The organism is Rufibacter immobilis (genome assembly GCF_003721565.1).
Lineage (GTDB): Bacteria > Bacteroidota > Bacteroidia > Cytophagales > Hymenobacteraceae > Nibribacter > Nibribacter immobilis.
Genome location: NZ_RJJE01000003.1, coordinates 60,070 through 76,084, shown reverse-complemented (window position 1 = coordinate 76,084; position 16,015 = coordinate 60,070). Strand labels below are relative to the sequence as shown.

Sequence of the window (16,015 nt, the reverse complement as noted above, 5' to 3'; positions counted from 1 at the left end):
ATATCTTCTATTTCTTTCTGGTGCCAGGCGTTACCTCCTGCACCAATGAAAGAAAGTTAGCTTCTGGTCTGGTTTTGAACTCAGCGTAGGCCTCTACCTGGCGGCTGGTCAGAATCCGGAAAAGCTTGTTCTCAAACTCTTCGTCAATCTCCCGCAGACGGGCTTCTTTCATTTCCGCGTCGTTTTCATAGGTTTTGGCTACCTCAGCGGCTTTTGACAGTCGTTCAATGTTAAGGGCGCGCACCTGAATATATTCATTCTCATTCATGCCCATAGAGGAAAGCATGAGCCGGGAAATGGAAGTAGAGGTTTTCTCCACCGCATCGTTTTTAGGGGCATTCTGTGCCGAAGCGTTAAAGGCCACCGCTGCAAAAAGGCAAAGAGAGAGAGTAAAGTTTTTCATGGATTTTGAATTTTAGGAGGTGGAGGTTTTTGTTAGTATGGTTGTAGGAGCTTGGAAATATCTATTCTCTGTTTTTGTGTTTTTTACGGTGAAGTGCTATTTGAGTTACTGTAAAGGTGTGGTTAATTGGCTTTTATTAGAAAGTTTAAACTATAATATTAAATGAGTGATATTGCTTTGAGATTCAAAAGATGCTTTGTTTAATATTGTATATATAATATTATTAATATTGAGTTAAAGCTTGTCTGTTTGGGGGCCTTCCTACTTTAAAAGGCACAGAAGCAGATTGTAGAAAAGGAAGGAGGAGCGTGAGTTGATTAGCTGGCGGGTTTGGAAGAGGAAAGCGACGGCCGGTGATGAGGGGAAGTGTCCTTACACAAGTAGTGCAAGCACCTTAAGCATTTAAAATGGGTTTAAAGCAGTAGTGCCGTTTAGGGGCTCTTTTTCTAAAAAGAGCCCCTAAACGGCACTACTGCTTTAAGAGAAACCTTCCGGTTACCAGAGCCACTCAGGACAAAGCATGCGGGCTTTGTTTCTGAGCTTGATGCCCACAATGAACTCATGGCTGCCTGCGCTGGCGGCGTTCAGGCCAGAGGTGGTTAAGTCATAGGAATAACCAAAGTCCAGGAAGTGGTTCACGTTAACCCCTGCGATGGCAGCAACGGCGTCTTCATGTCTGTAGGACATACCAGCCCAGAATCTGTCGGCGTAGGTGGCTTTGAAGTTCACATCCACTGACAAAGGGCTAGGGCTGGCCAACTTCAGCATCACAGACGGCTCAAATGACAAGTCATATCTTACTCTAATGCGGTACCCGCCGGTAAGGAAATAGTGCGGCTGTAGCTTCTGCTCAGGGGTTCTGCCACCCTCCGGCTGCGACACCTGCGTGGTGAGGAGCTGGGAGGCAGAGGCGCCCACATAGAAGTAGTCTGAGTAAATCCAGGTGCCCAGGCCTAAGTCAAAGTTGGTTCTACTCATGGTGGTAGGGCGCAGGAGCGGGTCGTTGCCGTTCACCATTTGAATGGCGTTCCCGTTCAGGCGGCTCTGCACCAATCCCCCGGCCAAACCCACCGACATGTTCACCTTTCTGGAGATGGGGTGGTGGTAGGCGTAAGTCAGGTTCAGGTTGGTAGTACTCAACGGGCCCGTCTTGTCTACCTGGGCAATGGCGCCAAACCCGTGGTGCGGACGCGACTTGTGGAATTTAGTAGAGCTTGGGTTTTTAGATGGTCTTCTGGAGATGTATCCCTTTCCGGCGCCCGGACCCGTGGGCGAGTTCCGGTCGCTCATCCCGAAGGAAGAGTGTCCACTCACGTAATACGTCACCGGGGCACCTTCCACGCCTACCCACTGCCGGCGGGTACCCATGCGTACATCCGTATAGCTCTCAATGCCGGAGAGGGCAGGGTTCAACAGGAAGTTGTTGAACAGGTACTGGCTGTATTGAGCCTTCTGCTGCGCCATGGCCGGTGAAAGCAATACGAAGAAGAATAAAATGGTGGCAAGCTTTTTCATTTTGCTTACTTGATAATAGTGACGTTACCTGTTAATGGATTCTCTTTTTCACCCAGGTGGATGATGTAATAATAGGTGGCGGCTGGCAGTGGCTGACCGTTCATGCGGCCATCCCAAGGTTTTTCATAGCCACGTGATTCAAATACTTTGTTACCCCAGCGGTTGAACACTTCCACCTGGCAGTTAGGATACTTCTGCAGGTGCGGGATCTCCCACACATCATTGGCACCGTCGCCGTTAGGGGTAAAGCCGTTGTATACTTTTACTTTCTCCAATACTTTCACAAACACTTTGTCTGTTGAAGTACAGCCATCTTGCGTGGTGACAGTCACGGTGTACTCTGTGTCCTGTGTAGGTTTCACCACCGGATTGGCAATGTTGGAGTTGTTCATTCCAGTGCTAGGGGACCAGCTGTAAGAAAGTCCGCCGCTGGCTGAAAGCGTCACGAAGTCGCCGCTCACCACTGTCTGGTCTTCTCCGGCATTGGCGGTTGGGGCTGGGATATGCACCGTTACCGGTACCCGTACGCTGGTGCAATTCTGGGTGACAGACCGAACATAGTAGGTAGTGGTTTCTTTCAATATTGGAGTGGTGAAGCTATGGCCTGAGCCTAACTGTCTGCCTCCTTCGGCTTGTCCATACCACTCTACCACGGTAGAAGCATCATTGGTCACGGCCGTCAAAGTAGCGCTGTTGCCACCGCAGATAGATACATCCTGCACAGTAGGCGGTTGAGGCACGGTAACTGTGATTTTTACCACGTTACTTTCTGCTGAAGTACATCCGCCAGAGATCACTCTTCTGCGGAACCAGGTGGTGCGCTGTAAATTACCCGGAGTGTAGTGTTGCTCTGAGTTGGTGCCAAACGCTGTCCCGAAGCCAGAATCTGGGCCGCTGGTGCTGCTTTCCCACACATAACCGTAAGATCTGTTTCCACCGGCGGGAGCCGTACCCGTTAAGCGGGCAGGTGCTGAGCCCACGCACACCGTCTGGTCAGTGGAGATGGTGTTGTTGGTTATGGCAGAGAATACTGTCACTTTCACCAGGTTGGAGATGTGAGTAGTATTGCCGGAGCTAACTTTTCTGCGGAACCAGGTAGTTTGGTTAACAGCGGCAGGAGCATAGCTTTGGCCTGTAGGGTTGCCGTTAGTAGCGGCAGGATTATAAGGAGCGGTCACAAAGCTGGAAGAAGAACCACTGGTGCTCATTTCCCAGACAAAGTTGTAGTTGCCGTCGCCTCCGGTGGGCTGTGAACCTACCAGCAGGTTAGGGGCAGTGCCCACGCAAATGGACTGGTCTGCAGAGATGGTGTTTTGTGAAATGGCTGAATTTACCGTTACTTTCACCACGTTGCTTGGTGCCTGGCAGCCTGATGAAATGACTACCCTTCTGAACCAGGTGGTTTCAGTCAACGCAACAGAAGCGTAGGTTTTAGAAGTTCCATTCTCTGTGATCGCTTTGAAATTTTTGCCATCTAAGCTGCTTTCCCAACGGTACGTGAATGTTCCGGTGCCGCCGGTTGGCGTAGTGCCCGTGAAAGCGGCCGGTTTGGTGTTGATGAAGATTACCTGGTTGTCCTGGATGTAGTTGTTGATGATGGAAGGGCTCACCAGAATCTTCACTGGTTCACTCACGCTAGGTACGCAGTTCCCAGATCTTATCACACGTCTGATCCAAGTGGTTTCATAGAGTTTACTTGGCGTGTAGGAGTCTAATTTGCTAGCTCCGGAGGCAGTTGTGTAGGTGATGCCGTCTGTGCTGGTTTCCCATACCCATGTGTAGGTGTCAGTACCTAATCCGCCAGTAGGAAGTGTGGCCGTTAAAGTAGCAGCGTTGGTTCCGGCGCAGATTTCCTGGGCACCAGACACTACATTGTTCCCAATGGGGTCTTGTACTGTAACTTGTACCGCGGCTCTTGGTCCGGGGCAGCCGCCGGTTACAGCCTGTACATAGAAGGTAGTGGTTTGTAAAAGAGCACCAGTGGTATAAACCGGGCCTCTGAAAAGAGCTGTTCCGCCGGTGGCACCGCTGAACCACTCGTAGCTGGTGTTCGCAGCAGGGTTCTTCACCTGTACAATGGCCTTTTCTGAGTGGCATACCGTGGTGGCAATGGTATCAGGAGCGGCTGGAAGTGGAGTCACAGTTACTTTCACCTCTACTCTGGCAGAAGAAAGACAGCCGTTTGACGTAACCGCCTGGGCGTAGTAAGAAGTATTTTGCTGTAAGGCTTGAGGAGTGGTGAAAGTATTCCCTTCGGCTAACAGATTGCCACCAGTGGCTACATCAAACCATTGAATTTTCTGGTTGGAAGAGGCCGGAGTGGCGGTAAGGGTGGCCACGGCGTTCTGGCAAACCACAACGTCTTTGGCAATTGGCAGAGCTGGCAAAGGCAATACGCTTATTTTTACCGCTGAGCTTACTATTTGGCAACTGCCAGAGATGGTAATTCTGCGGAACCAGGCATTGTTTTTCAGGATATTAGGGGCGTAGGTAGCCTCATTGGAAGTGCCAGGGGCAGTGTCAAAACCAGTGGTGGCGCTTGAATAGCTAACCTCCCACTTATAGATGTACTTGCCGTTTCCGCCTTGAGCAACCGGGGCATTAATAATGGGGGCAGAAGCTCCCTCGCACACCATCATGTCAGCAGGCATGGTTACTTTGGTCAGGGCCGGAGTCACTACTACTCTGATCTCGTTAGAATATTCCACGCAGGTGCCCATGGTCACTTTGCGGCGGAACAAGGTGGTTTCCGTCAAGGCAGTAGGAGCATAATTCTGGTTTGTTCTGGTGCCGGCTGCCAGACCGAACACTGTGCCTTCCTTGTCCACTCTGCTTTCCCATACATAGATAGGGGTGTCATCGCCACCGGTAGGTCTTGTGCCGGTAAGAGAAGTGGGAGTGCTGCCAGTGCAGATCTCCTGTACGCCAGCAATGGTGTTGTTGGCAATAGGAGGCTGTACGGTTACTTTTACCTCAGTACGGGCCTCAGAGCAGTTGCCGGTGGCTTTGCTTTGCACAAAGAAAGAAGTAGAGGCAAAAAGCACTTCTGTGGTAAAGGTATCACCAGTGAAGATAGGGGCTTTTGCGGTGGCGCTGATATACCACTCATATGGTCCGCCGGGAGCCGTGGCAGTTAAAGTAGCCGTAGCGCCGGAGCAGATGGTAACACTGGCTGCCTTGGGAGGGAAGGAGATCATATTGATGGAAACCAACACGGCTGTTGACGTTTGAACGCAGCCATCAATGGTCACTTTGCGACGGAACCAAGTATTCTCCTTCAGTTCTGCGGTTTCATAAGACTGTTTATTGTTATCTCCTGCTGCTGAGGTAAAACCTTCGGTGGCGCTGGTGGTGCTGGTTTCCCAGAGGTACGCAGGAGTTCCTCCGTTTCCCCCGGCAGGCACAGAGCCAGCAATGGTAGTAGTGGCGTCATAGCAGATGGTTGGAGCTGCCGCAAGAACAATGTTATTCGTAACCTGAGGTACTACTGTGATCTGAACAGGGTCAGAAATATCTGAACAGGTGCCGGAGATGACAGTGCGTCTGAACCAAGTAGTCTTGCCAAGAACCCCCGGGTTATAATTAGCCCCATTGTTACCGCCTTCTACATCTTTATTGGCATCTATGAAAGTAACGCCATCCTGGCTGCTTTCCCAGAGATACGTATAGTTGCCGGAGCCGCCTTTCGGGGTTCCGCCCGTTAAGGTAGCCGCAGGTTCTGTTTCGCACAGGATTTGGGGGGCGCTGATGGTGTTTCCACTGATCACGGGTTGTACGGTTACTTTTACTGCCCTGCGGGAAGAAGAGAAACAGCCTTGCGGGGAAAGAGTAGCCGCATAATAGGTAGTGGTAGCGGTAAGGGCCGGCGTAACAAAAGTGTTGCCGGTGGCCAGCGTATCACCGCCGGTGGCAGTGGCGTACCAGTATACTTTGCCCGCAGAGGTGGTCGCTTTCAGGGTAGCGGGGCTGCCCACGCAGGTAGCCACACCGGGAGCTGATGGGATAGCCGGTAAGGGCTGCACTGTTACAGTAACCGGGGTACGGGTAGGGTTGGCGCAACCGCCGTTAAGCGCGGCCTCAATATAATAAGTAGTGGTTTTGGTAAGTGTCGGGGTGGTGAAAGTAGCACCGGTAAATAATGGCGTGGTGGCAGTGGCGGTGGCGAACCATCTGTAGATAGGCGCGTCTCCCTCAGCCGTTAAGGTAGCGGTGGTGCCGGAGCAGATAGTGGCTGGGGCTGCGGTGGCTGCCGCAGGAAGGTCTTGCACCACAATAGTTTTGATAATAGAGTCGCCCAAGCAGGTGGAGCTGGTTCCGGAAGGGGTTACCGCCAACGTGATTTTATAAGATCCTTTCTCCTTGAAAAGGATGGAAGGGCTTATGGAAGAGGCGTTGGTGGAGTTTGTGAATTCCCAGCCGGTGCTAGGAGAAATAGTCCAGAGTCGGCGGTAGCCGCTGGTGTTACCACCCACGTTGTTCCCGTTAAAGCCGCCTTTGGTCTGGTCGTTCAGTTTCACCGTTTGGTTAGGGCAGATTGCGCCTTCTGGGGAGATAGAGAAAGCCGGAATTGGTTTGGTGGAGATAATGATACCGCTAACCTCGGCTTGCTTGGGAATACAGCCGTAGGCCACCGCGTACATCGTGAAGCCCTTCGGCTTGCCTTCTGAAGATTTGGTGAAGGCATGGGTAATAGAAGAGGGTATAGTCTCCTGTGTGAATCTCAGTGTATCAGTTCCGTCATCAAACCAGATTTTATAAGTGGTGTTGGTGGCATTGGCTTCAGTACCGGTAATACCGAAGGTGAAGGCTGCCGGGGCGCATTCAGACGTGTTGTTAGGGCTTTGGATACCAATGCCCGGCGTGCTTCCATTGAAAACAGAATAGGTTTTAGTCTCCGTACACCCGCTTGCGCTGGTCACGGTGTACTTCAAGTTGAAGCTACCCTGGCTGGTGTACGTGTGGGTGGCACCGGTAAAATTTGCCGGATAGGTGTTGGAACTGCCGTCTCCCCACTCAATGGTGTATTGGCGGTTGGTAGATGAGGTTTTAGATTCGTTTGTCACCACCAATTGGTAGTTGACAGATCCGCCCACCGAGCTACACCGGGTGAAGTTCTCCTCATTGGCGTCGGCCAGGGAGGCATCAGGTTGGTCTGGGCAGGTTTGGGCGTAGGAAGCGTAGCTCAACAGGAGCAGAAAGCCCAGTGATTGAAAGAACTGTTTTATAGGCGCCATGGTGCCAGCTAAGAAATGTTTGGTTATAGTTTTATTTGAAAGAGGGGAAACCAACGGTGCAGGGTTATGCGGTTAAGGTGTCCATTCTTTAAAAGGTTAAACCGCGAGCGGTGACGTCTGGCCTATAATCACGGGGGAATGATAAACGGCAGCGCCTGCTATAGGCTGGAGGTAGCAGTAGGTATCAGAAAAAGAAACTGATTGACTAAAGAGAGTGTATGGCTGTTTCATATATAGCTTTTTTTAATTGTACTTACTGGGTATTTTGATCTTTGTCTCTTGTAAGCACTCTTGAGCCTGAATACAGGAAAAATAATGTTACAAGGGGGTATTTGTGGGCAGTAACATTAAATTTTGAAACTTTAGTTCAATAATTACGTCAAAGGTAGATTTATAATTAAAGATTTAAAATATAAACTTTTCAATAATCTGATTGTAGTTAAGTAATATGAGTGCTTTTTGTCTTACTATTTTTTATTATTGTACTATAATGAAGGCGCAGACAATATTCTGGCTTTCAAAAAATTATTCTGAGTTTCTGAAAAGCTTGTAAAATCCAACGCTGAAGATTAATCCGTAAGTTGAGAATGTTCAACTGGCGGTGCGGTAAGTTTAACTGGAAAAATGACCAACTCACCGAATTAATCATGCAGGAAAAAAAATAGCTATTACCTTTGACGCAGTTAAAACAACAAAGACAGTTTGTTGTGTGAGGGTTAGGAAAATATCAAGGGGCGGCGGGTCACTCCTGCATTGCAGGAGCGTCAAAAGTGCTGGTGCTTATTGGGGGATATGCTACAGATGCTAATGACATTTTGCCCCGCCCGCCCCTACCTTATGTAAAGCCTCTTCTTCCAATGGAAGGAGAGGCTTTTTTTGTTCCCGTACAATTCCCTTTTTGCACAAGTCACTCCCTGGCTAAGGAATGCGCATCGTCTGCTGAGACAGCCAGCAAGTAAAGGGGAGAACTCTTCTTTTGTAGGCTTTTGAACACTCATCTTCCATTCATTTTTTCACTGTTGCCGGTTTTGGCGCTGCCCGCTCTGTGCGTTTAGCGGCTCTTTTTCTGAAAACAGCGCCAAACCGTGCACTGGGGTGCTAAACGGGAAATTGAACGCCCCACCAGAGTGTATCTTATTTAGGTGTAGCGGGGTACGGGTGCGGCGGCTTTTTTGTACCTTTGATGGCTATAACGCAGAAGCTACATGAAGCAGAATATCACCGAGAACGAGAGGGAGGTCATCAAGCTCATTCAGTTCTTCAAGAAGAGAGGCGAACGCCTGGCCGCCGAGGGAACCCTTACCCAGGAGCATGAAGACCTGAACGCCGCCTGTGAGCGCCTTACCCAGAAAATATACCACCACGCCGACTTCAGGGAGCAGGTCCTGGAAAAACACGAGACCCTGAAAGGGATCATTGATGACAACGCCCAGTGCCCTACCTGTGGCAAAGTGGATCTACTCAAGCGGGCAGGGGTGGTGAGCAATGAACTGGGCTGGAAAATGAACCGCTACAAATGCCGCCGCTGCAATATTGAGTTCACCTGGAACCGCCCCAACAACCCCTGGGATATGATTCCGTTTCTGGAGCTTTGCCTGCAGGAGCTGGATACCAACCTGGCGTCTCAGCAGATGGAGGAAGGTTTGCAGACCCGGGCCCAGGAGGCGCGTGATCACATGGCCGTGAGCCTGGAGCAGTTGCGGGCCGCCATCCAGTCGGCAGACGCAGAGAAGCAGCAGATGGAGGAGCAGGACAAAGAGATGGCCCGCATGCTGCATGAGTTCAAGAAATACCTCATGATTGAGAAGATCAAGCTGGAGCCCTTCAGCGAGAACTAAGCCAACTCCATTTTTTAGGCAAAACCCGTTTAGGGGCCGTTTTTCCAAAAACAGCCCCTAAACGGGTTTCTTCATTATTTGGTAATAAACCTTTCTGGCGGGGTGCGTACAAACACGTAAGCGGCTACAGTGGCTGCTTGCCCTAACGCACACAACCATGCCCATTGAGAAAGACATCATCACCAACTCAGACGAGAGCAAAAAACTGCCCGACGAGAATCCCCAGCCCACCACCGGCGGAAATTCTGAGTATGACCAAACCGCCAAGCCAGACATGGGCGGCAGCAAACTGCAAGCAATAGAGTCAGATTACCTGGACCAGGAGCCCGAGGGGAAATTCTCAGAAGGCAACGTGGCCGCCGAAGACGAGGAAGACACCACAGAACTGGACGGCAGCAACGCCAACAACCTGCGCACCAAATAAGGCACGCGGCGCGGCAAACCTGGTTTTTGCCTTTTTTCGGAAAATCGGCCCCAAAACCGCAACCCCTCACTTGCCGTTAACAGAAGCTGTTTGTTGCACTTAACGTTTAACACCATGAACAGAAACGATAGATCACAGGACTACGGCCGCGGCCGTTCACATAACCAGCGCGCAGACGAGGACCAGTACCGCGGCGCCTACCGCCAGGACAACGACCGCCGAAACGAATATGACCGCCTCAACCGCCAGAACTTCAATGACCGTGACATAAGCCGCGACTACCGCAGCAACCAATACCGCGGTTCCGCCGAAGACAGACGCCGCGAGAGAGACCATGAGCTCCCCCGCGACTACGGCAGAGACCCCAACCGCCGCGGCGAACGCTTTGACAATATGGGCGCCCATGAAGACAACAACGGTCTGGAAGGCTCTACCCGCAACTACGGTAACATGGGCAGCTACGGCGGCGCGCAAGGCTGGGGTTCTTCCAGCAACGGCTACCATGGCAACAATTCAGACGGGTCTAAATGGGCCAGCGGCCACGGCCGCGATGAAAACCGCCACGTGAACCGCCAGGTGTACGGCGCCTACCGCGACCATAACAGCTTCGCCCCCGGCGAACGCGAGCAGTACGATGGCTCTGGCCGTCCGGGAAGCCGCGGCGCCGACAATACCAGAGGCTGGCAACCCTCAGACCGCGCCGGCTCCAGAGGCGGCGTGCGCGACATTGGCACCAACGACATCTCCCGCCGGGGCGATGACAGCCGCTACGAGATCTACGACGATTCCCAGTCGCACTACAACCGCGGCGAGTACGAGCGCGGCCGGCAGTTGGGCAACCTGGACAGCAGCGGTTATGACCGCCGCACCCGCTCAGAGTACAGCAACCAGCTGGATTACAACCAAGCCCCCCGCGACCACTACAACCAGCAGGGCGAAGGAACCCGCAGTGAAGACTACGGCAATACGGCCGGTTCCCTGAGCTGGGGCTACGGCGGAAACTTCAAAGCCAAAGATGACCGCGAGCGCCGCTATGATCCCATGAGTGGCCACGTGAGAACCCAAGGCTCCCAACCGCCTTCCGGCGATGACTTCAGTTGGTAAACTGGTAACGTTGATGTTTTAGAAGAGGCTGCCCTTAGGGCAGCCTCTTTTGTTTTACGGGCTAACGGTTGCATGGCCGTTTAGCGGCTCTTTTCTCAAAAACGGGCAAAAACCAGGAAGCTAGTCTGAATAAGTGAATGAGAAGTGGTCAGATCAGGGTAGGTCTATAATTTGCTATGGTTGCGTTTAGCGGCCGTTTTTCCAGAATAAAGCCAAAACTAGATGGAGCCTTGTCTCCAAGACCGTGCATAATCTGGGCCAAAGCCGTGCGTTCTAACGCTGTAGCGGCTACCTTTGCACCCAAATCAAGAATACGCTCATGAAGAACCTTCGGCTTGCGCTGTTTGGCTTTGCGTTGCTGGGGAGCGCCTGCTCTCCCTCGCCGCAGCAGAAAGTAGATACGCTGCAACAGGAAGTGCTGGCCCTCCATGATTCGGCCATGGCCAAAATGGGAGCCTTGTACGCTGGCAGAAAAGATCTTGCCTATCTGAAAGACTCTGTGTTGGTGCAGGACACCCTGGCGCAGCGGAGTTTAACCACAGGTATAGACCACCTGGCGCGCGCCGATGAAGGCATGATGCAATGGATGCGGGCCTACCGCAACCCAGACGACCAAGCTCCCGAAGAGGCCTTGCGTTACCTGGAGGAGGAGAAAGTGAAAATTGAAAAGGTGCGCCAGGAAATCGCGCAGAGCCTGCGGGCAGCAGATTCCCTTAAAGCCCACTATAGAAATACGAGTAAATGAGAAACACATTTGTAGCCATTGGGTTGGGCCTGGCCTTGGCCTATGGCTGTACTTCATCAACGGAGCAGAAGAAACTGCCTATTCTGGGGCCCCGGGAGCCGCAGGTAACCACCGTAGACGGCAAACCGCAGGTAGACACGCTGTACCATTCCATCCCAGACTTCGCGTTCCTGGACCAGGACAGCCAGATGGTGACCCAGCAGACGGTGGCCGGCAAAATCTACGTCGCAGATTTCTTTTTCACGTCTTGCCCGTCTATCTGCCCCAAAATGAAGAGCCAGATGCTGCGGGTGTATGAGAAATACAAAGACAACCCAAAGGTGGCGCTGCTGTCGCACTCCATAGACCCCACCCATGACACCGTGGCCGTGCTGCGCGACTATGCCCAGCGCCTGGGGGTGAAGAGCAGCACCTGGCATTTCCTGACGGGCAACCGCGACACTATTTTAGACATGGCCCAGAAGCACTACTTTACCAGTGCCATGGTAGACAACACGGTGCCCGGCGGCTTTGAGCACAGCGGTGCCTTCCTGCTCGTGGACGGGCAACGCCGCATACGTGGGCATTATGACGGCACCAATGCCGAAGACGTAGACAAACTGCTGCGCGATATGGACGTGCTGCTCGCCGAGAAAGAGAAATAGCCTATGTCTTTACCTGCCAAGAGTATTTTGTTGGCCTGTTTTTTGGGGATTCTGCTCTCGGCCTGTTTTACGGAACGGGGCCAGGAGGGGGAGTTACTGTATGGCCGCCACTGCGCCAGTTGCCACCTGGAGAACGGCGAAGGGCTGCGGGGGGTAATTCCGCCGCTGGTGAATTCAGATTACGTGGAGAAAAACCGTGATCTGTTGGCTTGCCTAATCAAGAAGGGAATCCAGGGGCCTATCCTGGTCAACGGGAAGCAGTACAACCAGGCCATGCCGGGAAATCCGCAGCTAACGGAGGCAGACCTTACCAATATCATCAACTACCTGCACAAAGAATTCAAGTCGCCGCAGCAGCGGGTATCCTTTGGCGAAATACGGGAACAAGTGAAGAACTGCCCGTAGATGTTTTAAAAGGCAACAGGCACTAAAAAAAAGGAGCGCGACCCTAATGCCAGGGTGGCGCTCCTTTTTTGTTATCTCAGGCTGATGCCTTGAAAGCTCAGCCTGCCAGATTAACGGCCAGTGGTTCCGCCGCCGGTTGTTCCACCAGTAGTGCCGCCACCCGTGGTTCCAGTGGTTCCGGTAGTACCAGTAGTGCCGGTAGTTCCGCCAGCGGTAGTGCCAGTGGTGCCACCTCCGGTAGTTCCGGTAGTACCTGTGGTGCCGGTAGTTCCGCCACCGGTAGTTCCACCGCCAGTGGTGGTGCCAGCGGTAGTACCCGTAGTACCCATGCCTCCGCCGGTAGTGCCCATGGTGTCTGTGCCGCCACCCATGTCAGTGGTTGTGCTGGTGCCATCGTTCATGGTGCCACTGTCAACTGAAGTGTTGTCTGTGGTAGTGCCATTGGCCTGGTCTTCTTGGTTGCCGCTACCGCCGCAGGAAGAGAAAGCCATCATTGCCGCCAGAGCGCACGCAGCACTCCAATTTAATGCGTTAATTTTCATAGCTAAGTGAAAGGTTAAGTGTGAAGTATAAATACATGCCTCTTCCTACGAGATTGCAATTTATTTAGTCTGCCTCAGTTGTGAATAATCAAGGTAAAAATTAAAAAATACGTATAAACACGTACGCCGCCCTAAGGGAATCTGCTGATGCTCTCCTTCTGGTTTAAGCCGGTTTCTACCCTCTGGTGAAAACAAAAGCATAGGCTTTTGGAGGAGAAACGTACCGGATAACTATTGCTAAAATTTATAGCTTTTCTTGCAGAATAATAAAATAGCTAATATTTTTAGCTATGGAAACAGGCGCTTCAAAAGACCGGCAGAGAAACCGGCCCTTCCAAGACAGGGAGTTGGCCAAGGGTAGGGGAGCCCAATACAACCCCACCAACCCTTACCTCAAAAACGAATATGTAGTAGAGCATCTGGAAGGCCTGGATGAGCCCTGGGAGCAGAAGTCTGTTACTCAATTTTTCCTGGAATACCCTAAAACGATAGTGAACGAGGTAGACTCCCCAGACCTGGGTTTGATGTATTCCATGAACCCGTACCAGGGCTGCGAGCATGGCTGTGTTTATTGCTACGCCCGCAATACCCACCCCTATTGGGGGCTAGGGGCCGGACTGGATTTTGAGCAGAAGATCATTGTAAAAGAGAACGCGCCTCAGGTACTGCGGGCGCAGCTGGAGCACCCTAAATGGGTGGTGCGGCCCATCATGCTGGCGGGTAACACAGACTGCTACCAACCCATAGAAGCGAAGAAGAAAATCACCCGCCAACTTCTGGAAGTACTGTTGCAGTACCGGCACCCGGTCAGCATCATCACCAAGAATGCCTTGATCCTGCGCGACCTTGATTTGCTCACCCAACTGAACCAGCACCAACTAGTGCACGTCAATGTTTCCATCACTACCCTGCAAGAGGAACTAAGGCAGAAGCTGGAGCCCCGCACCGCCACCGGGGCAAAGCGGTTGCAGGTAGTGAAGGCTTTGTCTGAGGCGGGTATTCCGGTGAACGTGATGGTGGCGCCCATTATTCCGGGGCTCAACGACCAGGAAGTGCCGGCTATTCTGGCGGCCTCCGCTGCCGCGGGAGCCTTGTCTGCGGCGTACACCATTGTGCGGCTGAACGGGGCGGTGGGCGAGACCTTTGAAGACTGGATTCACAAAGCCTTCCCAGACCGGGCCAATAAGGTGCTGAACCAAATACGCTCCTGCCACGGTGGTAACCTCAATGATAGCCAATTTGGGAGAAGGATGGCAGGGGAGGGGAGATGGGCCGAAACCATCAGATCCATGTTCAAGCTCTTTTTGCAGAAGCATTTCAAAGGCCGAAGCATGCCGCCCTATGATCTCACAGCCTTCACTCCCAAATCTGGGAAACAGCTTTCCATGTTCTAGTCCTAATTTTGCCATTTCCACTCCAGATTGGGCAATGTCTAAGCACACAGTTATAATTTTTACTTTAAGTGAACCGTTGCAATTAGCTGGTTAATAGGTCTGAGCTTTGTTTGGTGTGACAGCTTGTCAGTGTATTAGAATCCTTGGCAATATCTATCTGCTTGCGGTAAGTGCATAGAGGAGGTAGAACCTAATTGGCGGAAGAAAGAAAGGAATCTGTTGTTGGTTTCTGCTGGTAAACTAAGGGGGGACTTTGGAAGGTCATAGGTATATAAGAACGCCCCCAATGTACGTTCCACAGTTAATGTAATAAGGTTAGCTTTGATATATAAATCATTTCAGTCCAATAGAATAAATTGGATTATTTTAAATATTGCTTTAAGTGCAAAAGGGAGCGCTGCGGGGGCTGGCAGTGGAAGGCAAGCGGAAAGGAGTCTTTTGTACGGACAGCTGCCAGAAGGGTTGTGAAGGGGTGGTCAGGCTATTCTTTGCCCTTTCTTCTTTCCATAGAATTTTTTCAAAACAGGGCGGGTCTTTGTATCTTTAGGCATGGGGAACACCCTAACTCATACAAGCGCTGTGGCTGGGAAGAAAATCAAAAGAAGCTTCTTGTTTAAATTCATTGTGTTTTTGAACGTAGGTGTGGCGGCCTTGTTGCTTCTTTCCCATGTCTCCTCGTACATCAACCCCAGCTCTTTCTGGCTGGCCAGTTTAATGGCGTTGGCGTTCCCGGGCCTGCTGCTCGTGAACCTGCTGTTCATTCTGTACTGGCTCCTGATCAAGAGCCGGGCTCTGTTCCTTTCGCTGTTTGCCGTGCTCATAGGGTTTGATAACCTGCGCTCACAGGTGCAGTTGAACCTCTTCAAAAACGAGGTGCCTGCCCAGGCCCAGAAGCTGCGGGTGCTTAGTTTCAACGCCCGGTTGTTTGACCTCTACAACTGGACCGGCAACCCTAAAACCCGCGACAAAATCTTTAAGATGGTGCAGGACGAAACGCCCGATATCCTCTGTTTCCAGGAGTTCTACACCTCTTCCAAACCCGGCCGAAACAACCTGGATACCCTGCTCCATCTGCAAAAGGCCAAGAACCTGCATGTGGCCTACACAGAGACATTGCGCAACAGTGACCACTGGGGCATTGCCACCTTTAGTACCTACCCCGTGGTGGGCAAAGGCAACATCCTCTTTCATGAGGAAACGAACAACCTCTGCATCTTCACCGACCTGAAAATAGGCCAGGACACGGTACGGGTGTACAACGTGCACTTCCAGTCTAACCGGTTCAAACGCGAAGACTATGAGTTCCTGGGCAACCCCAACGCCAAACCCTCCAATGATGAAAAGATAACCGCCTCGCGCAACATTATCCGGCGCCTACAGGTGGGCGCCATGAAGCGGGCCGGGCAGGTGAAGGTGGTGTCTGACCACATCAAAAACTCTCCCTACCCCGTCATTGTCTGCGGCGACTTCAATGACCCGCCCGCCTCGTTCACGTATAATAGAATTAGCAAAGGCTTGAAAGATGCGTTTGTGGAAAGCGGCTGGGGGCTGGGCAATACCTACAACGGTTTGTTCTCCGTGCTGCGCATTGATTACCTCCTCCATGATCCCCGCATGGTAGGGTCCGGCTACCGTACCATCCGGCAGAACCTGTCAGACCATTACGCCATTGTGAGCGATCTGTGGTTGAAGCCCGCCCAGGCAAAAAGATAAAGAATGGTATATTCTCGGGATGAAGGGCTGGGGCTCCCCGTTTCTCTGGTTGTT

At 51.9% G+C, this 16,015-nt stretch carries 12 protein-coding genes; 8 read left to right on the top strand and 4 right to left on the bottom strand.

Going from position 1 to position 16,015, the window contains the following annotated elements:
- Window positions 1-7: 7 nt before the first annotated feature.
- The 3 genes from EFA69_RS05280 to EFA69_RS05270 form a co-directional block, all read right to left on the bottom strand.
- The gene (locus EFA69_RS05280) at window positions 8-403 is read right to left on the bottom strand and encodes a hypothetical protein (RefSeq protein ID WP_123132061.1); all 396 of its coding nucleotides are present in this window, start codon (window positions 401-403) and stop codon (window positions 8-10) included.
- Window positions 404-898: 495 nt separating this feature from the next.
- Entirely contained in the window at window positions 899-1,918 is a 1,020-nt protein-coding gene (locus EFA69_RS05275; RefSeq protein ID WP_123132060.1) for a PorP/SprF family type IX secretion system membrane protein, read from the bottom strand.
- A 5-nt stretch (window positions 1,919-1,923) separates the two neighbouring features.
- On the bottom strand, window positions 1,924-7,152 hold the full coding sequence (locus EFA69_RS05270) for an Ig-like domain-containing protein (RefSeq protein ID WP_123132059.1): 5,229 nt from the start codon (window positions 7,150-7,152) through the stop codon (window positions 1,924-1,926).
- Window positions 7,153-8,357: 1,205 nt separating this feature from the next.
- On the opposite strand from EFA69_RS05270, the gene EFA69_RS05265 reads away from it, so the two are divergent.
- The 6 genes from EFA69_RS05265 to EFA69_RS05240 all read left to right on the top strand — a co-directional run bounded on the left by EFA69_RS05265 (window position 8,358) and on the right by EFA69_RS05240 (window position 12,312).
- Window positions 8,358-8,990 (top strand): hypothetical protein, encoded by a 633-nt coding sequence (locus tag EFA69_RS05265; RefSeq protein ID WP_123132058.1) that lies wholly within the window; start codon window positions 8,358-8,360, stop codon window positions 8,988-8,990.
- A 157-nt stretch (window positions 8,991-9,147) separates the two neighbouring features.
- Entirely contained in the window at window positions 9,148-9,414 is a 267-nt protein-coding gene (locus EFA69_RS05260) for a hypothetical protein (RefSeq protein WP_123132057.1), read from the top strand.
- Window positions 9,415-9,528: 114 nt separating this feature from the next.
- Window positions 9,529-10,518, top strand: coding sequence for a hypothetical protein (locus EFA69_RS05255; RefSeq protein WP_123132056.1), 990 nt, complete (start codon window positions 9,529-9,531; stop codon window positions 10,516-10,518).
- A gap of 319 nt (window positions 10,519-10,837) precedes the next feature.
- Complete coding sequence (locus EFA69_RS05250) at window positions 10,838-11,263, top strand: hypothetical protein (RefSeq protein WP_123132055.1); 426 nt, start codon at window positions 10,838-10,840, stop codon at window positions 11,261-11,263.
- Window positions 11,260-11,907, top strand: a complete 648-nt coding sequence (locus tag EFA69_RS05245; RefSeq protein ID WP_123132054.1) for an SCO family protein — start codon at window positions 11,260-11,262, stop codon at window positions 11,905-11,907. Before EFA69_RS05250 ends, EFA69_RS05245 begins: the two co-directional genes overlap by 4 nt.
- A 3-nt stretch (window positions 11,908-11,910) precedes the next feature.
- On the top strand, window positions 11,911-12,312 hold the full coding sequence (locus EFA69_RS05240) for a c-type cytochrome (RefSeq protein ID WP_123132053.1): 402 nt from the start codon (window positions 11,911-11,913) through the stop codon (window positions 12,310-12,312).
- 110 nt (window positions 12,313-12,422) lie between these two features.
- Here EFA69_RS05240 and EFA69_RS05235 read toward each other — a convergent pair whose 3' ends face one another.
- On the bottom strand, window positions 12,423-12,854 hold the full coding sequence (locus tag EFA69_RS05235) for a hypothetical protein (protein ID WP_123132052.1): 432 nt from the start codon (window positions 12,852-12,854) through the stop codon (window positions 12,423-12,425).
- Window positions 12,855-13,144: 290 nt separating this feature from the next.
- Here EFA69_RS05235 and EFA69_RS05230 point away from each other — a divergent pair, with 290 nt between their 5' ends.
- Both EFA69_RS05230 and EFA69_RS05225 read left to right on the top strand, forming a co-directional pair.
- Window positions 13,145-14,248 (top strand): PA0069 family radical SAM protein, encoded by a 1,104-nt coding sequence (locus EFA69_RS05230; RefSeq protein WP_123132051.1) that lies wholly within the window; start codon window positions 13,145-13,147, stop codon window positions 14,246-14,248.
- A gap of 609 nt (window positions 14,249-14,857) precedes the next feature.
- Window positions 14,858-15,961 carry an endonuclease/exonuclease/phosphatase family protein gene (locus EFA69_RS05225; RefSeq protein ID WP_183906699.1) on the top strand — a complete coding sequence of 368 codons (1,104 nt, stop codon included), beginning with the start codon at window positions 14,858-14,860 and terminating at the stop codon, window positions 15,959-15,961.
- The last annotated feature ends 54 nt before the right edge of the window (window positions 15,962-16,015 follow it).